This is a genomic window from Streptomyces genisteinicus (genome assembly GCF_014489615.1).
Taxonomy (GTDB): domain Bacteria; phylum Actinomycetota; class Actinomycetes; order Streptomycetales; family Streptomycetaceae; genus Streptomyces; species Streptomyces genisteinicus.
The window spans coordinates 2,818,298-2,838,976 of record NZ_CP060825.1 but is presented as its reverse complement, the minus strand read 5'-3'; the positions used below and the strand labels follow the sequence as shown (position 1 = coordinate 2,838,976).

Genomic DNA, 20,679 nt, shown 5'->3' with positions numbered 1-20,679 from the left:
TCGCCACCATACGACACGACAGTGCGGCATATGGAAGGACTTGAGACATCAATCACAGGTCACTGCGGAACCGTCTGCCCTGAAACGAAGGTCCATAACAGGATCTCACCCCTGAGTCGAAGCCGTTGTCGATCACCCTCCGCCGGCTGAGGCACGCGGACTACCATCACCTCATGACGCGTGTACTGCTCGCCGAGGACGACGCATCCATCTCCGAACCGCTGGCCCGCGCGCTGCGCCGCGAGGGGTACGAGGTGGAGGTGCGCGAGGACGGTCCGACCGCGCTCGACGCCGGACTCGCGGGCGGTGTCGACCTCGTCGTCCTGGACCTGGGACTGCCCGGGATGGACGGTCTGGAGGTGGCCAGGCGGCTCCGTGCCGAGGGGCACACGATCCCGATCCTGGTCCTGACCGCCCGCGCCGACGAGGTGGACACCGTGGTGGGCCTCGACGCCGGGGCCGACGACTACGTCACCAAGCCGTTCCGGCTGGCCGAGCTGCTCGCCCGGGTCCGGGCCCTGCTGAGGCGCGGCGCCGCGGAGCCGGTACCCGCCCCCTCCACCCACGGCGTGCGGATCGACGTCGAGTCGCACCGGGCGTGGATGGGCGAGGAGGAGCTCCAGCTGACCGCCAAGGAGTTCGACCTGCTGCGCGTGCTGGTCAGGGACGCCGGACGGGTCGTCACCCGCGACCAGTTGATGCGCGAGGTCTGGGACACCACCTGGTGGTCGTCGACCAAGACCCTCGACATGCACATCTCCTGGCTGCGCAAGAAGCTCGGCGACGACGCGGCCAACCCCCGCTACATCGCCACCGTCCGGGGCGTGGGCTTCCGTTTCGAGAAGTCCTGACCCGCTCCCGGCCTGAACCCCCCGGCCTGACCCGCCCCGACCCCGACCCGCCCCTGCCCGGGCCGCCCGGCGCCCCGCCCCCGCCGGCCGGGCACGCCCGGCCCCGTCCGGGCACGACGTCCGGTCCCCGAGCTGGTAGGCAGACCTCATGCGCCGCCGTCTGATCAACTCCACGCTCGCCGTGGTCCTCGTCGTCATCGCCGTCTTCGGGGTCTCCCTCGTCCTCGTGGAGACCCGCACGATCAGCAGCAGCGCCCAGGAGAGCGTGGACTCCGAGGCCCTGCGGCTCGCCAGCATCGTCGACTCCCGGCTGGTGGGCGGTGAGCCGGTCAACCCCGGCATCATCGCCCAGCAGGCGGACATCACCCGCTACGCCGAGATCCGCATCCCGGGCCGCGCTCCCATCGAGATCGGCAAGCGGCCCTCCGGCAGCGTCATCAGCGCCAGCGCCGAGGGGGAGCAGGACACCGAGATCACGGTGGAGGAGTCCCGCTCGGCGGTGACCCGCGAAGTCGCCCGCTCGCTGCTGATCATCGGCGCGGTGGCCCTCCTCGCCGTGGTGGCCGCCGTGGCCCTCGCCGTACGGCAGGCGAACCGCCTCACCTCGCCGCTGACCGATCTCGCCGAGACCGCCGAGCGCCTCGGCTCGGGCGACCCCCGTCCCCGGCACCGCCGCTACGGCGTCCCCGAGCTGGACCGGGTCGCCGACGTTCTCGACGCGAGCGCCGAGCGGATCGCCCGCATGCTCACGGCCGAGCGCAGGCTCGCCGCCGACGCCTCCCACCAGCTGCGCACCCCGCTGACCGCGCTCTCGATGCGGCTGGAGGAGATCACCCTCACCGACGACCCGGAGACGGTGAAGGAGGAGGCGAGCATCGCTCTGAATCAGGTGGAGCGCCTCACCGACGTCGTCCAGCGGTTGCTCACCAATTCCCGCGACCCGCGCATCGGTTCCGCCGTCGCCTTCGACCTCGACGAGGTCGTGAAGCAGCAGCTGGAGGAGTGGCGCCCCGCGTACCGCAGCGCGGGCCGCGCCATCGTGCACTCGGGCCGGCGCGGGATGCGGGCGGTCGGCACCCCCGGGGCCGTCGCGCAGGTCCTGGCCGCCCTGATCGAGAACTCGCTGATGCACGGCGGCGGCACCGTGGCCGTGCGGACCCGGGTCACCGGGAACCAGGCCGTCGTGGAGGTCACGGACGAGGGCCCGGGCGTGCCCGCCGACCTCGGCGCGCGCATCTTCGAGCGGACCATCAGCGGCCGGAACTCCACCGGCATCGGCCTCGCCGTGGCGCGGGACCTCGCGGAGGCCGACGGCGGGCGGCTGGAACTGCTCCAGCAGCATCCGCCGGTGTTCGCGGTCTTCCTCAGCCGGGTGGCCCGGGGGCGCAAGGACGAGAAGCCGACCGTCCGCTGACCGGCGTGCTCCGCCGGTGCCGGGAGGCGACCGCTTTCCACCGGGGGCTCCGGGACCGGGGCGCTACCGTCCGACCGGGTCCGGCTCCGCGGGGACGTCCGGGGCCGCTTCCGGCAGGTGTGCTGGGAGCACCGGACCGGGAGCGGCCCCGGACGTCCCCGCGGCGGGCATCGCCCGGAACACCCAGGTGCGGTAGGACCAGAAGCGGAAGAGAGTCGCTATCCCGATGCCCAGGAACTTGAAGACGTTGCTCTGGAGCGGGGTGTCCCAGCCGAAGCCGTAGGTCGCCGCGTAGAGGATGCCGTTCTCGATCACCAGGCCGGCCGCGCTGAACAGCAGGAAGAGCGTCATCTCGCGGGTGCGGCCGCTCTTGTCGCGGTCGCGGTACGTGAAGTAGCGGAAGCCCACGTAGTTGAACGCGATCGCCACCACGGTCGCGAGCACCGACGCCCGCACCACGGGGAGGTCGGTCAGGTGCCGCACCAGGTTGAAGACCGCGAGGTTGACCAGCAGCCCCGCCCCGCCGACCGCGCCGAACTTGGCGACCTCGCGCGCGAGCTGCCGCAGCCGGCCGCGCAGTCCTCCGCGTCGTTCGCCCATGGTGCGTGTCCAGTCTCGTCGGATCGGCGGTGTCGAGCGGCAGCGTCGACACCGTCATGCTATCCAGCCGTCCGGGGCGACGCCCGGGGGTCGTGAGGACGGTGTGACGGCTGCTACACGTCTTGTCGGAACATACGGGGGGCGGGGCCACTCGCCTCGGCGGATACCCTGAAGGGGTGACGTTCCCGGTAGTCGGCATGGTCGGCGGCGGTCAGCTCGCCCGTATGACCCACGAGGCGGGCATCCCCCTCGGCCTGAAATTCAAGCTCCTCAGTGACACCCCGCAGGACTCCGCGGCCCAGGTCGTCGGTGACGTCGTCATCGGCGACTACCGCGACCTGGAGACGCTGCGCGCGTTCGCCCGCGGCTGCGATGTGATCACCTTCGACCACGAGCACGTGCCCTACGAGCACCTGCGCGCCCTGGAGGCCGACGGCATCCCCGTCCGGCCGGGACCCGAGGCCCTCGTGCACGCCCAGGACAAGGGCGTGATGCGCGAGAAGCTCACGGAGATCGGCGCGCCCTGCCCGCGGCACCGCATCGTGTCCGACCCCGCGGACGCCGCCGCGTTCGCCGAGGAGGTCGGGGGCTTCCCGGTCATCCTCAAGACGGTGCGGGGCGGCTACGACGGCAAGGGCGTGTGGTTCGTCCGCACGCCCGAGGACGCCGAGGCGCCGTTCAAGGCGGGCGTGGCCGTCCTCGCGGAGGAGAGGGTCGACTTCGTCCGCGAGCTCGCCGCGAACATCGTCCGCTCCCCGCACGGGCAGGCCGTCGCCTACCCGGTCGTCGAGTCGCAGCAGGTCGACGGCGTCTGCGACACCGTGATCGCGCCCGCGCCCGGCCTCTCGGACGAGCTCGCCGGACAGGCGCAGGAGCTCGCGCTGCGGATCGCCAAGGAACTCGGCGTCGTCGGCCACCTCGCGGTCGAGCTCTTCGAGACCCGCGACGGCCGCATCCTCGTCAACGAGCTGGCCATGCGGCCCCACAACTCCGGTCACTGGACCCAGGACGGCGCGGTCACCTCGCAGTTCGCGAACCACGTCCGCGCCGTGCTCGACCTCCCGCTCGGCGACCCCCGGCCGAGGGCCCCCTGGACCGTGATGTGCAATGTCCTGGGCGGCGACTTCCCCGACATGTACTCGGCGTACCTGCACTGCATGGCCAGGGACCCGCAGCTCAAGATCCACATGTACGGAAAGGACGTGAAGCCCGGCCGCAAGGTCGGACACGTCAACACCTACGGCGACGACCTCGACGACGTGCTGGAGCGCGCCCGTCACGCCGCCGGCTACCTGCGAGGAACGATCACCGAATGAGCGCTGTCGTCGGCATTGTCATGGGCTCGGACTCCGACTGGCCCGTCATGGAGCTCGCCGCGCAGGCCCTCGACGAGTTCGAGATCGCCTACGAGGTCGACGTCGTCTCCGCCCACCGCATGCCGCGCGAGATGATCGCGTACGGGGAGCAGGCCGCGGACCGCGGTCTCAAGGCGATCATCGCCGGCGCCGGCGGTGCCGCCCACCTGCCGGGCATGCTCGCCTCCGTCACCCCGCTGCCCGTGATCGGCGTCCCCGTCCCGCTGAAGTACCTGGACGGCATGGACTCGCTGCTGTCCATCGTGCAGATGCCCGCCGGGGTGCCGGTCGCCACGGTCTCGGTCGGCGGCGCCCGCAACGCGGGCCTGCTCGCCGCCCGCATCCTCGCCACCCAGGACGCCGAGCTGCTCGGCCGGATGCGCGACTTCCAGCAGGAGCTGAACGACCAGGCCACCGAGAAGGGCAAGCGCCTGCGGGCCAAGGTGCAGGGCGCGGACGCCTTCGGCTTCGGCAAGTAACGCGCCGGGAAGTAACACCGAATGACATCCCCCACCCAGCCCTCGCACCACCTCGGCCGGGCGCGCGAACTGCTCGCCGCCCACCCGGTCGTCGACGGCCACAACGACCTGCCCTGGGCGCTGCGCCAGCACGTCCGCTACGACCTCGACCGGCTGGACATCGCGGACGACCAGCGCGGCCGGCTGCACACCGACATCCCCCGGCTGCGCTCCGGGGGCGTCGGCGCGCAGTTCTGGTCCGTGTACGTGCGCAGCGACCTGGCGGGTGACGACGCGGTCAGCGCCACCCTGGAGCAGATCGACGTCGTCGGCCGGCTCCTCGACCGCTACCCGGCCGACCTGGCCCGGGCGCTCACCGCCGACGACATGGAGACCGCCCGCGCCGAGGGCCGGATCGCGTCCCTGATGGGGGCCGAGGGCGGGCACTCCATCAACGAGTCGCTGGCCACGCTGCGGGCGCTGTACGCGCTGGGCGTGCGCTACATGACGCTCACCCACAACGACAACATCGCCTGGGCGGACTCGGCGACCGACGAGCCGGGCGTCGGCGGCCTCTCCGCGTTCGGCCACGAGGTCGTGCGCGAGATGAACCGCCTCGGCATGCTCGTCGACCTCTCGCACGTCGCCGAGTCGACGATGCGCCACGCGCTCGCCACCTCGGCCGCGCCGGTGATCTTCTCGCACTCCTCCTCGCGGGCCGTCTGCGACCATCCGCGCAACGTCCCCGACGACGTGCTCGCGATGCTGGCCGCCAACGGCGGCGTGGCGATGGCCACGTTCGTGCCGAAGTTCATCCTGCCCGCGGCCGTCGAGTGGACCCGCGCCGCCGACGACAACATGCGCGCCCACGGACTCCACCACCTGGAGACCACGCCGCGCGCCATGAAGATCCACGAGGAGTTCGAGGCGGCGAACCCCAGGCCGGTCGCGACCGCCGCGACCGTGGCCGACCACCTCGACCACATGCGGGAGGTCGCAGGCGTCGACCACATCGGCATCGGCGGGGACTTCGACGGGACCGCCTTCACCCCGGCGGACCTGGACGACGTCGCCGGCTATCCGAACCTCGTCGCCGAGCTCCTCCACCGCGGCTGGTCGGAGACCGACCTGGCGAAGCTGACCTGGCAGAACGCGGTCCGCGCCCTGCGCGGCGCGGAGGCCGTGGCACGCGACCTCCAGGCCACCCGCGGACCGTCGATCGCCACGATCGACGAGCTCGACGCGGTCTGACCCCGCGGCCGGGCGCGCGGACCGCGCATCCGGCCGCGCCCGGTGGTGCGGGCGGGTACGGCGGGCTGCGCCCGCGCACCCCCCGAACGCATCGCCCGCCGCGACCCGCCGGAGCCGCCGTGCCACGGTTGGCGTACGGCCGGCCGCGCCACGGCGGCCCGCGCCGAGGCAGCGACCGGAGCACTCTCATGGCTGAACCGCAGGACGCCACGTTCTTCACCACCGCCGATCTCCGCGCGCTCGAGGCGATCGAGACGATCGAGACGCTCGGGGAGACGGACGGCGCCGAGGCCCCCGGGCAGTCCGCGCCGCCCGGCCGGGCCGGCTCCGCCGGACAGCCGGGCGGTCCCGGTGCCGACGGACCCGGCCGTTCCGCGGGGGCGGTCCGCGTCACCACGGGAGCCGCGGGGGCGGACTCCCTCGCCCGTGCCGAGGCGCTGCTGCGCACCCACCCCGTGGTGGACGGCCGCAGCGGGCTCGCCCCGGTCCTGCGGAGCATGCACTTCCACGATCTCGAAGCGGGCGAGACCCTGCTGGAGACCGATGTCCCGCGGCTGCGGCGCGGCCGGGTGGGCGCCCAGTTCTGGTCCCTGCACCCGCCGGCCGGCGCCGACCCCACCCTGGCGGACGTGCTCGAACTCCTCGACCTCGTCCGGGCCACGACCGCCGCCACCCCCGAGGGCCTGCTCCTCGCGGCGGCCGCCGACGACCTGGTCGACGCCCGCAACCGCGGCCGCACCGCGGTGCTGCCCGGTCCGGCCCCGGGCCAGGCGCTCGGCGACTCGCTCGCCGCCCTCCGCGCGCTCCACGCGCTCGGCGTGCGCAGCGTCACCCTGGCAGGCACGCGCTGGGCGGGGGAGCGCGGGCTGACGCCGCTCGGCCACGAGATGATCCGCGAGATGAACCGGCTGGGCGTCGTCGCCGACCTCTCCGGGAGCGCCCCCGAGACCGTTCGCCGGGTGCTCGCCGTCAGCCGTGTCCCCGCGATCGTGTCGCACCCTCCGGAGCCCCTTCCGGAGGACGTCCTGCGCGCCCTGCGCGCATCCGGCGGAGTGTGCATGGTGCCGTGCACCCCCGGTACCCCCGAGGAGACGGCCGAGGCGCTCGAACGCGTCCGCGAGGCGGCCGGCCCCGAGACCGTGGCGCTGACCGGCGCCTGGGACACGGGCCTGCCGCACGCCCCGGGTCTGGCGGACGTCGCCTGTTTCCCCGGCCTCGTGGCACTCCTGCTGGAGCGCGGCTGGCCGGAGGCCGATGTCACCGCGCTCACCTGGTCGAACATGATGAGGGTGCTGCGCGAGGCGGAGTTCGCCGCCCGCGCCGCGGCCACCCGCGAGTCCCCGTCGCGCGCCACCATCGACACCCTGGGCACCTGACCGCCCCCGGGTGCGCGGCCGCCGCGGCGGCCGCGCCGGTTCAGCAGGCGCAGAGGCAGAACGGGTGCCCCGCCGGGTCGGCGTACACCCGGAAGCTGCGCGACCTGTCGTCCGCCTCCAGCGCCGTGGCGCCGAGCGCCAGCACCTGCTTCTCCGCCGCGTCCAGGTCGTCCACCGTCACGTCCAGATGGAACTGCTGCGAATCCTTCGGCGACGGCCACTTCGGCGGCTCGAACCCGGGCGCGGCCTGGAACGCGAGCGTCGCGCCGGCGCTCTTGAGGTCGACCCACCCGTCGCCGTCGTCCTCGATCTCCCCGCCGAGCAGCTCCGCGTAGAAGCGCGCGAGCGCGAGCGGGTCGGGACAGTCCAGTACGACGGCTCCCAGCTTGGCGATGCTCATGGCTGCTCCTCCTGTGTCACGTGACGGCCCTCCCCGGCGTTACCGGTAGACAGCTTCAACCGGTCACCGTTACTGCATGGTGCCGTAATGGAGGTAACGTCGCAACCATGAACGACAGGGCCACCGCACCCGGCGGGCTCGCGCTGATCGAGGCGCTGGTCAACACGCTGGACGTCGAGTCCGGCGCGGACACGCTCGGCACGCCGGAGAACCTGGAGCGCTTCGCCCTCGCGGAGCGCGACCTCGGTGCGGCCCGCGCGCTGCGCGAGGCGCTGCGCTGCGCCTGTCTCGCCCATGCGGGACACGGCACGCCCGACGGCCTCGACGCCCTGCTCACGGGTGCCCCGCTGCACGTCTCCATCGCCGCCGACGGCACGGCTCGGCTGCGGGCGGCGGCCGGCGGGGACGGCCTGCTGTGCCGGGTCGCGCTGGCGATCGCGGCCGGTGCCGCCGACGGCACCTGGGCACGCCTCAAGGCGTGCGAGGCCGAGGACTGCCGCTGGGCGTACTACGACCGCAGCCCGGCGGGCCGCCGCCGCTGGTGCTCGATGTCCGTCTGCGGAGCCCGGGCCAAGATGCGCACCTACCGCGCCCGCCGCGACACCTGACGCCCGCACCCGCCCGGACGCGCGCCTTCCGCACCCGGGCAGCGTCCCCTTCCCACGCTGCCGCGCCGCTGCGACACCCGCCGCCCGCCCGCGCAACGCCCACCACCCCGCGCCGGGTCCGGACACGCCGATGGCCGGGGCGACCGCCGTGCGGTCGCCCCGGCCATCGGCACGGGAAGGGGACGGGGAGGCTCAGGCCACCGGGCGGCCCATCGCGCGGTACGTCCAGCCTGCCGAGCGCCACACCCCCGGGTCCAGCGCGTTCCGGCCGTCGAGCACGATCCGCTCGGACGCCACCTCGCCCAGCGCCTCGGGGTCCAGCTCGCGGAACTCGCGCCACTCCGTCAGGTGCAGCACCACGTCCGCGCCACGGACCGCCTCCAGCGCCGAGTCCGCGTAGGCCAGCGTGGGGAAGAGCCGCCGGGCGTTCTCCATGCCCTTGGGGTCGTACACGGTCACCTGGCCGCCCTGGAGCTGTATCTGGCCGGCCACGTTGAGCGCGGGCGAGTCGCGGACGTCGTCGGAGTCCGGCTTGAACGTCGCGCCGAGCACCGCCACCCGCTTGCCCAGGAACGAGCCGCCGCCGACGGCCTCACGCGCCAGCTCGACCATGTGCCCGCGGCGCCGCATGTTGATGGAGTCGACCTCGCGCAGGAACGTCAGCGCCTGGTCGGCGCCCAGCTCGCCGGCCCGGGCCATGAAGGCCCGGATGTCCTTCGGCAGGCAGCCGCCGCCGAAGCCGACGCCCGCGCGCAGGAACCGCTTGCCGATGCGCTCGTCGTGGCCGATCGCCTCCGCCAGCTTCACCACGTCGCCGCCGGCCGCCTCGCACACCTCGGCCATGGCGTTGATGAAGGAGATCTTCGTCGCGAGGAAGGAGTTCGCGGCGGTCTTCACCAGCTCGGCCGTCGGGAAGTCCGTCACCACGAACGGCGACCCCTCCGCGATGGGGGTGGCGTACACCTCGCGGAGCACCTTCTCCGCGTCCGCGCTGCCGACGCCGACCACGATCCGGTCCGGGTGGAGGGTGTCGTCGACGGCGAAGCCCTCCCGGAGGAACTCCGGGTTCCAGGCCAGCTCGACGTCGCCGGGAGCCCGCTCGGCGAGCAGGACGGCGAGCCGCTCCGCGCTGCCGACCGGCACGGTCGACTTGCCCACGACCAGTGCCCGGCCCGCCAGGTGCGGGGCGAGCGAGGCGAAGGCGGAGTCCACGTAACTCATGTCACAGGCGTACTCGCCGTGCTTCTGCGGAGTGTTCACGCACACGAAGTGGACGTCGCCGAACGCGCCGACCTCCTCCCAGGAGGTCGTGAACCTCAGCCGCCCGCTGGAGCCCTCGATGCCCGCGACGTGCTTGCGCAGCAGCTCCTCCAGACCGGGCTCGTACATCGGCACCCGGCCCGTGGACAGCAGCTCGACCTTCTCGGGCACGATGTCGAGGCCCAGGACCTCGAAGCCGAGCTCCGCCATGGCCGCTGCGTGGGTCGCACCGAGGTAGCCGGTGCCGATCACGGTGATCTTGAGGGCCATGCGTGCTCCAGTACTGATGCGCGGGCGAAGGTGCGCGCCCGAGCATATCCGCGCCTGCTCCGGGGTCGAATCCGGCCGTCCCGGGGGTAGTGATGGACCTGTCGTCAAGCTCACGTATGCCGGGCGCGGGGAGCCCGTCTAAAATTGGGTTACTTAACGGTAGTTAGCAGCAGCTTGGGGAGTGAGACACCTTGGCAGGATCGGCCGACTTCGATCTGTACCGCCCGTCCGAAGAGCACGACATGCTCCGCGAGACGGTCCGCTCCCTGACCGAGGCGAAGATCGCACCCTTCGCCGCGGCGGTGGACGAGGAGGCCCGCTTCCCGCAGGAGGCGCTCGACGCGCTCGTCGCCTCCGACCTGCACGCCGTGCACGTCCCGGAGTCCTACGGCGGCGCCGGCGCCGACGCGCTCGCCACCGTCATCGTGATCGAGGAGGTGGCCCGCGCCTGCGTCTCCTCCTCCCTGATCCCCGCGGTCAACAAGCTGGGCTCGCTGCCGGTGATCCTCTCCGGCTCCGAGGAGCTGAAGAAGAAGTACCTGGGCCCGCTGGCCAAGGGCGACGCGATGTTCTCGTACTGCCTCTCCGAGCCGGACGCCGGTTCGGACGCGGCGGGCATGAAGACCCGCGCGGTCCGCGACGGCGACTTCTGGGTCCTCAACGGCGTGAAGCGCTGGATCACCAACGCCGGCGTCTCCGACTTCTACACGGTGATGGCCGTCACCGACCCCGAGAAGCGCTCCAAGGGCATCAGCGCCTTCGTGGTCGAGAAGTCCGACGAGGGCGTCTCCTTCGGCGCCCCGGAGAAGAAGCTCGGCATCAAGGGCTCCCCGACCCGCGAGGTCTACCTCGACAACGTCCGCATCCCCGCCGACCGCATGATCGGCGCGGAGGGCACGGGCTTCGCCACCGCGATGAAGACCCTGGACCACACCCGCATCACCATCGCCGCGCAGGCCCTCGGTGTCGCGCAGGGCGCCCTCGACTACGCCAAGGGCTACGTCCAGGAGCGCAAGCAGTTCGGCAAGCCGATCGCCGACTTCCAGGGCATCCAGTTCATGCTCGCGGACATGGCCATGAAGATCGAGGCCGCCCGCCAGCTGACCTACGCGGCCGCCGCGAAGTCCGAGCGCGTCGCCGCCGGAGGTGCAGAAGGGGACCTCACCTTCCAGGGCGCCGCGGCCAAGTGCTTCGCCTCCGACGTCGCGATGGAGGTCACCACCGACGCGGTCCAGCTCCTGGGCGGCTACGGCTACACCCGCGACTACCCGGTCGAGCGCATGATGCGCGACGCCAAGATCACCCAGATCTACGAGGGCACCAACCAGGTCCAGCGCATCGTGATGGCGAGGAACCTGCCGTAACCGGGTTCTCACAGGGCAGCGGCCATCTTCAACGGTTCGCGGACCGTGATCGGCTTCCTGCCCGTTCGGGACCGTTTCGGGCCTGCCGTGGGCGTCGTGCTGGGAAACTCCTCGGCTGACGCTGGACGGGAACCGCCCCTCACCTGCACAAACACAACGACCCCCGGCTCGCTGCCGGGGGTCGTTCGCATGGGGCCCTGGCCGGCCCCGGCCCTCGTGGCCGGGGCTTCGTCGCTTCGCTCAGGCGACCGGGCAGGCCGGTGCCGCGGTCGACCGGTGCGGGGACCACGGGGCGGCCCCGCGGGGATGATCGCCGGAGTCCGGCCGGCGGTAGCGTGGGCCCATGACGCGGGGGAGTCGGGCCGAGTACACCTTCGAAGCGCGCAAGCTCCTCGCGGAGGCGGGCGTGGACCCGGCCGATCTGCGGCTGGACGAGTACGAGCACGTGGACCGCGGGGTCGCGCTCGCCCTCGGCGCCTTCGGCTCCCCGCGCTCCGATCTGGCCGAGGGTGCCGTCTCGATCGCCTCGGAGGTCCTGCTGCGATGGCGGACGCCCCGGCCGGATCTGGTGGCCGGCCTGGTGCGGTGTCTGACGTCGCCTCATGCCCACGCGAAGGGCGACGCCGCGATGGTGCTGGCCCGGCTGGTGTCCGCCGACTCCACGCAGGACGTCACGCTGGCCGTGCCCGCTCTGATCGTGGCCGCCGGCGACCCGTACGACCGGGTCTCCGGGCCGGCCGCGCTGGCCCTCGCCCGTCTCGGCCACCCGGAAGCGCTGCCCCCGGTGCACCGCTGGCTGGCGTCGAGCAGCACGCTTCCGTTCTTCGAGGTGACGTCGCTCGGGCAGATTCTGCGACCGATGGCGGCGCATGCCGAAGCGTTGCTCCCCGGGGTCCGTCGCCTGCTGGCCGACGCGGCCGGCAAGGAGCAACTGAGGCCGGTCCTCGCCGCACTGGCCGCATGGGGCCCCGCGGCGAGTGCGGCGGTACCCGAACTGACAGCGGTCCTCGCCACCCGCAATGTGCGATGGGCCTGCGACGCGCTCGGCGCCGTCGGCGCGGCGGCGGCGCCCGCGGCGGACACTCTCGGCGATTTCGTCCGAGGCGTCGCACAGCCGCCGCGCCACGACGGCGGCTGCCCGGAGCCGCCCGGACGACGGCGGTGGCACGGCACCCAGAACGCTGCCTGGGCCCACTGGCGGATCACCGGTGATCCGGGGGTCTTCCTGGCCTTCCTGGACGAGGAGGCTCCCCGGGGTCTCGGGTACGCCGACCTCCACCGGCTGGCGGAGCTGGGGCAGGTGGCGACGCCGTACGCGTCCGCGGTCCGCCCGCTGCTCGATTCGCCCGGCCCCTGGACCCGTGTCCGCGCCGCCCATGCCTGGTGGCGGATCACCGGCGACACGGACGCCGCCGTCCCGGTGCTGCTGGCGGCGCTGCGCCCGCTGGCATCGGGTGCCGCTGACGCACCCTGTCGCGCGGCGGTCCGGTACGCGGCCCGTATCGGGGCCCCGGCCGCCGCCGCGGCCCCGCTGCTCGCAGGGGTTCTGTCGTCCGAACGGCGTTTCCCCCCGGACGTGTACCCCGCGGCCCGTGCGGCGCTGGCTGCCTTCGGCGCGTGAGGCGCGGAAGGCAGGTGGGTGCGGCCCGGCGGACGGCGCCCGGGGGCGGCCGGAAGACGGTTGGGACATGTGGTGAGGGAGAGACGGGCGTGGCGCCATTGACGCGCGTAGCCAAGACCGGTTCAGTGGTCGGACGCCGACCGGCGTGAACGGTCCTGTCGCCCCAACTCCCGTACCACGGAGGCCCCGTGAGACACCATGCGACACCGGCACGGCACATCCCGGCGGTGCTCACCGCCGTACTCGGTCTGACCCTGACAGCCCTCGCGCCCGCGGCTCAGGCCAGCCCGGCGGCCCCGGCCCCGCCCACCGTGGCGGCCGCCTTCACGGCCGCCGCAGAGGAGTACGACGTCCCCAGGGACCTGCTCGTCGCGGTCGGGTACGGCGAGAGCCGGCTCGACGGACACGACGGGCAGCCCAGCCAGGCCCGCGGGTACGGGGTGATGCACCTCGTCGACAACCCGCGTCAGCAGACCCTGCGCGAGGCGTCGAGGCTCACCGGCCTCCCCGCCGCGACCCTGCGCCACGACACCGCCGCCAACATCCGCGGCGGCGCCGCCGTCCTGCGCGCCCGCGCCGACGCCGCCGGGCTCACCGGCGCCGAACGCGACCGCCCCGCCGCCTGGTACGAGGCGGTGGCGCGCTACGGCGGATCCCCCGACGACCGCGCCGCCCGTTTCTACGCCGACGGCGTCTACGACATCCTCGTCCAGGGCGTCACCGCCCGCGCCGAGGACGGCTCCGCGGTCACCGTCCGGCCCACGGCCGTCGAGCCGGACCGTGGCGACTACGCCGACGCGGCCCCGCTCGTCGCCGCCCCCGACTACCCGTCCGCGCTCTGGGTCCCGGCCAGCACCAGCAACTACAAGGTGGGGCGCACCTCCGCGATCACGGCGGTCGTGGTGCACGTCACCCAGGGCTCGTACGCCGGCACCATCAGCTGGATCCAGAACCCCACGTCCCAGGTCAGCGCGCACTACGTGGTGCGTTCCTCGGACGGCCAGGTGACGCAGATGGTCCGCGAGAAGGACACCGCCTGGCACGCCAAGTCCGGCAACCCGTACTCCGTCGGCATCGAGCACGAGGGCTGGGTCGACCAGCCGTCCTGGTTCACCGACGCGATGTACCGCTCCTCCGCGGCGCTCACCCGCTCGATCGCCGACCGCTACAACATCCCCAAGGACCGCGCGCACATCGTGGGCCATGTGGAGGTCCCGGGCAACGATCACACCGACCCCGGCCCGCACTGGGACTGGAACCGGTACATGCAGCTCGTGGGCGGCAGCACGACGGCCCCGCCGCAGCTCACCTTCTCCTCGTACGCCACCCTGCGCAACGGTTCCACGGGCGCCCAGGTCAGTGCCGCCCAGTGGCTCCTGGAAGCCCAGGGCCACGACGTGGGCCAGGTGGACGGCCAGTTCGGTTCCGGGACGGCCGCCGCCGTCCGCGCGTTCCAGACGGCGAAGGGCCTCTCCGCGGACTCGACGGTGGGCCCGAAGACCTGGACGGCGCTGCTCTCGGCCGGTGCCCGGCCGGCGCTGAAGCAGGGCTCCACCGGCGAGGCCGTGCAGCGCGTCCAGCGTGCGCTGACGGCCGCGCTCGGCCGGACCGTCGCCGCCGACGGCATCTTCGGCTCGGGCACCGCGCAGGCGGTACGCGACTACCAGTCGACCCGCGGCCTGGACCCGGACTCCGAGGTGGGCCCGCTGACCTGGGGCGCGCTCCAGGCCGGGCGCTGAGCCCGCGCACGAGACGGATCCGCACGAAGGGCCCCGGCAGGGACGCACCGTTCCCGCCGGGGCCTTCGTGCGGGCCGCCGCGGCACCCCGGAGCCTTCGGCGCCTGCGCCGCCCCGTCACCCGTGGCCGGCGCCCCGTCACCCGTGGCCGGAACGTGGCCGGAACAGGGCAGGAGCGTGGCCGGAACCCCCGCGGCCGTCCAGCGCGTCCCTGTCCAGGGACACACGGACAACGGATGTGACGCAGGAGGGGGACGTGGTCGTGACGGGGACGAGGACCCAGCTCGCCGACCGGATCGCCGAGACCAGAAGAGGTGCGGGCGACCCGCGCGCTCTGGTGGGCGAGATGAGGCGCTCCGTCCTCCTGGTGCCGATGGACGGCGAGGGCCTGTGGTCGGCCCGGTCGGGCGGGGTGCGCTGGGTGTGCGCCTTCACCGACGAGGCCGCGCTGGCCCGCTTCGCCGAGGTCCGGGGACTCGGCGGCCGGTCCCTGGACTACGCGGCGCTCCTGGGCGCCCGCATCGTGGACGAGATCGTGCCCGGACTGGAGGAGCCGGCCGGCCTCGCCGTCGACATCGCGACCGAGGACGGGTCGATGTTCTTCCCGCCGGTGGCCGGCATCGTCCCGGACGGCGTCGCGGTGGACGTGGCCCCGGACGGGAGCGCCCGATGAGCGGCGGGGGCGGCGAGCTCGCCTTCGACAAGGGCGCCGTCGCCAAGTTCACGCAGGGCGTGGGCTCGACGATCTCGCAGCTCGGCGACCTCGGGGGCGCCACCGGCTCCACGATGGGCAAGGGCTTCTCGGGACTGTCGATGACCGGGATGGAGGCCGGCCACCACGGGCTCTCCGTCGACTTCGAGGACTTCTGCGAACGCTGGGAATGGGGTGTGCGGGCCCTGGTGCACGACGCCAGCGCCCTCGCGAACCGCCTGGGCCTGGCCGCGGGCACCCAGTGGGAGCACGACAAGTACGTCGAGGGCGCCCTGAAGGTGGGGGTCAACTCGGTGATGGGCGGCAACCCGCACGCCACCGAGGAGGAGATCACCCAGCAGGGCTGGGGCGACGTGTTCACCCCCGACTACCTGAACCCCGACTGGAGTGCCGAGTCCTGGGACCGGGCCGGCCAGGAGATGGGCCAGACCTGGAAGGACACCGGTCGCACCGTCCTCACGGAGGGCCAGGGCGGCCGCCAGTCGGAGATGCTCAACGACGCTCTCGGCATCACCGACGACCAGTGGAACCGGGCGCTGGACGACACCTTCGGGCCGTCGCCGGAGGAACGCGCCCGGCAGGCGCAGCAGCAGGGCGACACGGGGGGCAACTGAGCATGGGCATCGGCGATCTGATCAGCGACATCACACCGGACTCGGTGGAGAACGCGGTCGAGGACGGCGTCGAGTGGGTCGGCAACCGGGTCGAGGACGCCGGGAACTGGACCGCCGACCGCCTGGACGACGTCGGCTGGGAGTCGGGCGCCGACTGGGTGCGCGAGCAGTCGCGTTCGGTCGCCAACCGGATGGGCGCCGAGGTCGACGAGATGGACCTCGGGCAGACCGAGGACAAGACCAAGCTGATCTACGGCAGCGCCGACACGATCCGCTCCCGGGCCAAGCAGCTCCGGGCCTTCGCGACCTCCTTCGACACGGCCGGCGAAGGCCTCAAGGGCCTCAAGTCCTCCGAACTCAAGGGCGAGGCCGCCGAAGCGCTCCGGACGGCGGTGAGCACCCAGCCGCCCAAGTGGTTCAAGGGCGCCGACGCCTGCGACAAGGCGGCCTCCGCGATGGAGGCGTTCGCCGGGACGGTGACCTGGGCGCAGGGGCAGGCGCAGACCGCCATCGACAAGTGGAAGGAGGGCGTCAAGGCATCGGAGGACGCCGCGAACGCCCACCGCAAGAAGGTCGACGACTACAACAGCGCGGTCGACCGCTACAACGCCCAGCCCGCGGACGAACGCAATCCCTCCACCCTGCCGCCGTGCCCCGCCCCGACGTTCACGGACCCGGGCAAGAAGCTCATGCAGGAGGCACAGGACACCCTCGCCGAGGCCCGCAAACAGCGGAACACGGCTGCCGAGACCGCCCGCACCGCGGTGCGGGCCGCCCGTGACACGGCACCGGAGAAGCCGTCCTACGCCGAGCAGCTGGGCGACGGGCTCCAGGAGCTCCAGATCATGGGCGACCACGTGGGCGGCGGCATCATCAAGGGCACCGCGGGGCTCGTGAACTTCGTGCGCGGCATCAATCCTCTGGACCCGTACAACATCACCCACCCCGCCGAGTACGCGACCAACCTGAACAACCTGGCCGCGGGGCTGGTCGTCGCCGTCAACGATCCGGTCGGCACCGGCAAGCAGATGGTCAGCGACTTCATGAAGGACCCGTACGAGGGCTTCGGACGCCTGCTGCCCGACGCGGCGCTGACCGTCGCGACGGGAGGCGGGGGCGCCGCGGTCAAGGCGCTGCGGGTCGTGGAGAACGCCGCCGACGCGGCGCAGGCCCGCAAGCTGGTCGACGACTCCCCGGAGGGCACGCACAACCGGCCCGACGACCAGCGCACGACGGACGGCACGGACCCCGTCGACCTGGCCTCCGGCCGGATGTTCCTGCCCCAGACGGACGTCGAGATCCCGGGCATCCTGCCGCTGCTGTTCTCCCGCCGTACCGAGTCGGGTTGCGCCGCGGGCCGGTTCCTCGGGCCGGCATGGACGTCCACGGTGGACGAACGCCTGGAGGTCGACGCGGTCGGCGTCGTCCACGTCACCGCCGACGGTCTCCTGATCGCCTACCCCCACCCGGTGACCGGCGCGCCCACCACGCCGGAAAGCGGCACCCACCGCACGGTGCTGGCCAGGGACGCGGGCGGCGACTACACCGTCACCCACACCGACAGCGGCCTCACCCTTCACTTCACGGCCGCCGTGGGCGCCGAACCGGGCGGCGACGGCACGGCCTGGCTCTCCTGTGTCACCGAGCGCAACGGCCACACGGTCACCGTCGACCGCGGCGAGGACGGTCTTCCCTCGGCACTGGCCCACTCCGCGGGCCACCTGCTGCGGCTGGCCACCGAGGGCGGCCTCGTCACCGCCGTGTCCCTGGCCGGAGCGGGCGAGGGCGGCGGGGATCTGCCGCTGATGTCCTACGGCTACGAGGACGGCAACCTCACCGCCGTCACCAAGCCGTCCGGCGCCACGACCGCGTTCGTGTACGACGACCGCCGCCGTGTGATCGCCTGGATCGACTCCAACGGCAGCCGCTACGACTACATCTACGACGACCGCGACCGGGTCGTCTTCGAGGGCGGCGAGGCGGGGCACGTCCAGATCTCGCTGGCCTACACCGAACCGGACGCCGGGACCGGTCATCGGACGACCGTCCTGACGACCCCCGACGGCCGGGCCACCCGGCATCTGATCGGACCGGGCTGCCACGTCCTGGCCACCGTCGACCCACTCGGCCACACGACGCGGTTCCGCTACAGCCCGCGAGGCGACCTGCTGTCCCGCACCGACCCGCTGGGCCGTACCACCGTGTACGCCCACGACGAGGACGGCCGGCTCGCCGCCGTCACCCGGCCCGACGGCACCGAACTGCGCGTCGTGCGCGGCCCGCTCGGCCTGCCCACCGAGCGCCACGACCCGGACGGGGCCCGCTGGCTCCAGGAGTTCGACGAGCGGGGGAACCGCACGGCGGTCACCGATCCGGCCGGCCGCACCACCCGCTACGCCTACGACGACGCCGGTCTCCTGGTGTCCGTCACCGATGCCCTGGGAGCCGTCACCGTCGTGCGCTGCGACGGGGCCGGCCGCCCGGTGGAGGTGACCGACCCGGAGGGCGGCGCCACCCGCCTGGATCGCGACGCGCTCGGGCGGCTGGTCCGCGTCACCGACCCGGTGGGTGCGGTGACCCGCCTCGAATGGGGAGCCGACGGGCATCTGGCCCGGCGTACCGGCCACGACGGCGCCGCCGAGTCGTGGACCTACGACGGCGAGGGCAACTGCCTCAGCCACAGCAACGCGGCGGGCGGGGTGTCCCGCTTCGAGTACACCCACTTCGACCTCCTCGCCGCCCGCACGCATCCCGACGGCGCGCGGTACGAGTTCGAGCACGACGCCGGCCTGCGGCTCACCCGGGTGACCGACCCGCAGGGGCTCCAGTGGACGTACGAGTACGACGGGGCCGGCCGGCTCGTGGCCGAGACCGACTTCGACGGCCGTACCACCGCCTTCGGCCTCGACGCCGCCGGACAGCTCGTCACCCGGACGGATCACCTGGGCGGTGTGACCGCCTTCGCGTACGACGAACTCGGCCGGGTGATCCGCAAGGATGCCGGCGGCCGGGTCACCGTCCATGCCTACGATCGTGCGGGACGCCTCGTCCGGGCGACTTCCGCGGACAGCGAGCTGGTGCGCCGATACGACCGGTGCGGCCGGCTGACGTCCGAACTCGTCGACGGCCGGCTGCTCGACTGCGCCTACGACGCAGCCGGCCGCCGGACCCGCAGGACCACCCCGACGGGGATGGTCACGCGCTATGCCTATGATGCCGCGAACCGCCCCACCCGGATGACCTCCGGCGACCGGGACATCACGTTCACCCACGATGCCGCGGGACACGAGGTCGAGCGCGCCTTCGGCGACTTCATGACCCAGACCTCGTCCTGGGACGAGGCCGGCCGGCTGTCCGCCCGGCAACTGACCGCAGGCTCCCGCCCACTGGGCTCGCGCACCTACTCCTACCGCGCCGACGGATGTCTCACCGCGACATCCGACACCGCCTCGGGCGGGCGAACCTTCGAACTCGACCCGGGCGGCCGGGTGACCGCGGTGCACGCACGCGGCTGGACCGAGCGGTACGCCTACGACGCGAGCGGCAACCAGTCCTCGGCCGTCGTGCCCGACTCGCACCCCGGTCACGAGGCCGGTGGCCCCCGTGCCTACAGCGGCACCACCGTCACACGCGCGGGCCGGGTCCGCTTCGAGCACGACGGCCTCGGCCGCGTCACACTGCGCCAGAGGACCCGGCTCTCCCGCAAGCCGGAGACCTGGCGCTACACGTGGGACGCCGAGGACCGTCTCGCCTCGGTGGTCACTCCGGACGGCACACGCTGGCGCTACCGCTACGACCCGCTCGGCCGGCGCGTCGCCAAGCGGCGTCTGGCCGCGGACGGCGAATCCGTACTCGAGGAGACCCGGTTCACCTGGGACGGCCTGACCCTGTGCGAACAGACCACCGTCTCCGGCGAACTGCCCCGTCCGGTGGCGATCACCTGGGACCACCGCGGTCTCGTGCCCCTCGCGCAGACCGAACGCGTCCTCACTCCGGATGCCCGCCAGGAGGAGATCGACCGGCGCTTCTTCGCGGTGGCCACCGACCTGATCGGCACTCCCACCGAACTCGTCGACGAGTCCGGGCAGATCGCCTGGTCCACCCGCACCACACTGTGGGGCGCCACCGCCTGGTCCCGGTCCAGCACGGCCTACACGCCGCTGCGCTTCCCGGGCCAGTACTTCGACCCGGAGACCGGCTTCCACTACAACCTCTTCCGTCACTACGACCCGCAGACCGGCCGGTACACGTCCCCGGACCCGCTGGGGCTCTCTCCGGCGCCGAATCCGGTCGCCTACGTGACCAACCCGCACACCGTCTGCGACCCCTTCGGTCTGTCGCCGTACCCGAACGGCGAGGGCCCGACCATCGGCGAGTACACCTCCAAGGGCGAGGGCCAGGACCTCAAACGCTCCGCCATGGTGGGCGACGACCAGTGGCACTTCAACACCGGCCACGGCTACGACCGGGCCCACACCGGGCCGGACGGAAGCACCAACGATCTGCGGACCACCGCCTTGAAACCCGACCGGATCGAGCAGGCGATCGTCTCCGACGTGTACGCGTTCATGCAGGACGGCGGGGTTGTGCCGCGGGCGAGGACACCCGAGTTCACCGGACCGCTCGACAGGTCGGTGCAGATCGACGGGCACGACGTCGGCTACCGCGTCGTGCAGCGCCCCGACGGGGCATACCAACTGTCCACCTACTGGCTCAACCCCTGACGCGACCGCCGACCTGAGGGGGGTGGTGTCCCGTGCCGGGCGCCCGGCCCGCGGTGCCCGGCC

General features: G+C 73.0%; 16 protein-coding genes. 13 read left to right on the top strand and 3 right to left on the bottom strand.

Annotation, left to right across the window (positions count from 1 at the left end; genetic code table 11):
* The first annotated feature begins 173 nt into the window (after positions 1-173).
* On the top strand, positions 174-851 hold the full coding sequence (locus IAG43_RS12355; RefSeq protein WP_187740804.1) for a response regulator transcription factor: 678 nt from the start codon (positions 174-176) through the stop codon (positions 849-851).
* Between the two features lie 148 nt (positions 852-999).
* Positions 1,000-2,265 (top strand): ATP-binding protein, encoded by a 1,266-nt coding sequence (locus IAG43_RS12350; RefSeq protein ID WP_187740803.1) that lies wholly within the window; start codon positions 1,000-1,002, stop codon positions 2,263-2,265.
* Positions 2,266-2,328: 63 nt separating this feature from the next.
* On the opposite strand, the gene IAG43_RS12345 is transcribed toward IAG43_RS12350, so the two are convergent.
* On the bottom strand, positions 2,329-2,865 hold the full coding sequence (locus tag IAG43_RS12345; protein ID WP_187740802.1) for a GtrA family protein: 537 nt from the start codon (positions 2,863-2,865) through the stop codon (positions 2,329-2,331).
* Between the two features lie 176 nt (positions 2,866-3,041).
* Between IAG43_RS12345 and IAG43_RS12340 the strand changes: the two genes are divergently transcribed.
* From IAG43_RS12340 to IAG43_RS12325, 4 genes are all read left to right on the top strand, one after another.
* Positions 3,042-4,181, top strand: a complete 1,140-nt coding sequence (locus tag IAG43_RS12340) for a 5-(carboxyamino)imidazole ribonucleotide synthase (protein ID WP_187740801.1) — start codon at positions 3,042-3,044, stop codon at positions 4,179-4,181.
* Entirely contained in the window at positions 4,178-4,699 is a 522-nt protein-coding gene (gene purE / locus IAG43_RS12335; protein ID WP_187740800.1) for a 5-(carboxyamino)imidazole ribonucleotide mutase, read from the top strand. The genes IAG43_RS12340 and purE overlap by 4 nt, the downstream gene beginning before the upstream one ends.
* A 21-nt stretch (positions 4,700-4,720) precedes the next feature.
* Complete coding sequence (locus tag IAG43_RS12330) at positions 4,721-5,929, top strand: dipeptidase (RefSeq protein ID WP_187740799.1); 1,209 nt, start codon at positions 4,721-4,723, stop codon at positions 5,927-5,929.
* A 188-nt stretch (positions 5,930-6,117) separates the two neighbouring features.
* Positions 6,118-7,305, top strand: coding sequence for a membrane dipeptidase (locus tag IAG43_RS12325; protein WP_187740798.1), 1,188 nt, complete (start codon positions 6,118-6,120; stop codon positions 7,303-7,305).
* 40 nt (positions 7,306-7,345) lie between these two features.
* Here the strand turns inward: IAG43_RS12325 and IAG43_RS12320 are convergent, their stop codons facing one another.
* On the bottom strand, positions 7,346-7,705 hold the full coding sequence (locus IAG43_RS12320; protein WP_187740797.1) for a VOC family protein: 360 nt from the start codon (positions 7,703-7,705) through the stop codon (positions 7,346-7,348).
* Between the two features lie 107 nt (positions 7,706-7,812).
* On the opposite strand from IAG43_RS12320, the gene IAG43_RS12315 reads away from it, so the two are divergent.
* Positions 7,813-8,313, top strand: a complete 501-nt coding sequence (locus IAG43_RS12315) for a CGNR zinc finger domain-containing protein (RefSeq protein WP_187740796.1) — start codon at positions 7,813-7,815, stop codon at positions 8,311-8,313.
* A 192-nt stretch (positions 8,314-8,505) separates the two neighbouring features.
* On the opposite strand, the gene IAG43_RS12310 is transcribed toward IAG43_RS12315, so the two are convergent.
* Positions 8,506-9,843, bottom strand: coding sequence for a UDP-glucose dehydrogenase family protein (locus tag IAG43_RS12310; RefSeq protein WP_187740795.1), 1,338 nt, complete (start codon positions 9,841-9,843; stop codon positions 8,506-8,508).
* Positions 9,844-10,034: 191 nt separating this feature from the next.
* Here IAG43_RS12310 and IAG43_RS12305 point away from each other — a divergent pair, with 191 nt between their 5' ends.
* The 6 genes from IAG43_RS12305 (at position 10,035) to IAG43_RS12280 (ending at position 20,616) form a co-directional block, all read left to right on the top strand.
* Positions 10,035-11,207 carry an acyl-CoA dehydrogenase family protein gene (locus IAG43_RS12305; RefSeq protein WP_187740794.1) on the top strand — a complete coding sequence of 391 codons (1,173 nt, stop codon included), beginning with the start codon at positions 10,035-10,037 and terminating at the stop codon, positions 11,205-11,207.
* 343 nt (positions 11,208-11,550) lie between these two features.
* The gene (locus IAG43_RS12300; RefSeq protein WP_187740793.1) at positions 11,551-12,828 is read left to right on the top strand and encodes a HEAT repeat domain-containing protein; all 1,278 of its coding nucleotides are present in this window, start codon (positions 11,551-11,553) and stop codon (positions 12,826-12,828) included.
* A 188-nt stretch (positions 12,829-13,016) separates the two neighbouring features.
* Positions 13,017-14,567: an N-acetylmuramoyl-L-alanine amidase gene (locus IAG43_RS12295; RefSeq protein WP_246574267.1), complete on the top strand. Its 1,551-nt coding sequence runs from the start codon at positions 13,017-13,019 to the stop codon at positions 14,565-14,567.
* Between the two features lie 261 nt (positions 14,568-14,828).
* Complete coding sequence (locus IAG43_RS12290) at positions 14,829-15,239, top strand: hypothetical protein (RefSeq protein ID WP_187740792.1); 411 nt, start codon at positions 14,829-14,831, stop codon at positions 15,237-15,239.
* The gene (locus IAG43_RS12285) at positions 15,236-15,892 is read left to right on the top strand and encodes a hypothetical protein (protein WP_187740791.1); all 657 of its coding nucleotides are present in this window, start codon (positions 15,236-15,238) and stop codon (positions 15,890-15,892) included. Before IAG43_RS12290 ends, IAG43_RS12285 begins: the two co-directional genes overlap by 4 nt.
* A 2-nt stretch (positions 15,893-15,894) precedes the next feature.
* Positions 15,895-20,616 carry a putative T7SS-secreted protein gene (locus tag IAG43_RS12280; protein ID WP_187740790.1) on the top strand — a complete coding sequence of 1,574 codons (4,722 nt, stop codon included), beginning with the start codon at positions 15,895-15,897 and terminating at the stop codon, positions 20,614-20,616.
* Positions 20,617-20,679: the final 63 nt, after the last annotated feature.

What these genes read in the sequence shown, in the direction of transcription:
- IAG43_RS12355 (WP_187740804.1), top strand. Translation starts at nt 174, where the DNA reads ATGACGCGTGTACTGCTCGCCGAGGACGACGCATCCATCTCCGAACCG.
- IAG43_RS12350 (WP_187740803.1), top strand. Translation starts at nt 1,000, where the DNA reads ATGCGCCGCCGTCTGATCAACTCCACGCTCGCCGTGGTCCTCGTCGTC.
- IAG43_RS12345 (WP_187740802.1), bottom strand. Translation starts at nt 2,865, where the DNA reads ATGGGCGAACGACGCGGAGGACTGCGCGGCCGGCTGCGGCAGCTCGCG.
- purE (WP_187740800.1), top strand. Translation starts at nt 4,178, where the DNA reads ATGAGCGCTGTCGTCGGCATTGTCATGGGCTCGGACTCCGACTGGCCC.
- IAG43_RS12330 (WP_187740799.1), top strand. Translation starts at nt 4,721, where the DNA reads ATGACATCCCCCACCCAGCCCTCGCACCACCTCGGCCGGGCGCGCGAA.
- IAG43_RS12325 (WP_187740798.1), top strand. Translation starts at nt 6,118, where the DNA reads ATGGCTGAACCGCAGGACGCCACGTTCTTCACCACCGCCGATCTCCGC.
- IAG43_RS12320 (WP_187740797.1), bottom strand. Translation starts at nt 7,705, where the DNA reads ATGAGCATCGCCAAGCTGGGAGCCGTCGTACTGGACTGTCCCGACCCG.
- IAG43_RS12315 (WP_187740796.1), top strand. Translation starts at nt 7,813, where the DNA reads ATGAACGACAGGGCCACCGCACCCGGCGGGCTCGCGCTGATCGAGGCG.
- IAG43_RS12310 (WP_187740795.1), bottom strand. Translation starts at nt 9,843, where the DNA reads ATGGCCCTCAAGATCACCGTGATCGGCACCGGCTACCTCGGTGCGACC.
- IAG43_RS12300 (WP_187740793.1), top strand. Translation starts at nt 11,551, where the DNA reads ATGACGCGGGGGAGTCGGGCCGAGTACACCTTCGAAGCGCGCAAGCTC.
- IAG43_RS12285 (WP_187740791.1), top strand. Translation starts at nt 15,236, where the DNA reads ATGAGCGGCGGGGGCGGCGAGCTCGCCTTCGACAAGGGCGCCGTCGCC.
- IAG43_RS12280 (WP_187740790.1), top strand. Translation starts at nt 15,895, where the DNA reads ATGGGCATCGGCGATCTGATCAGCGACATCACACCGGACTCGGTGGAG.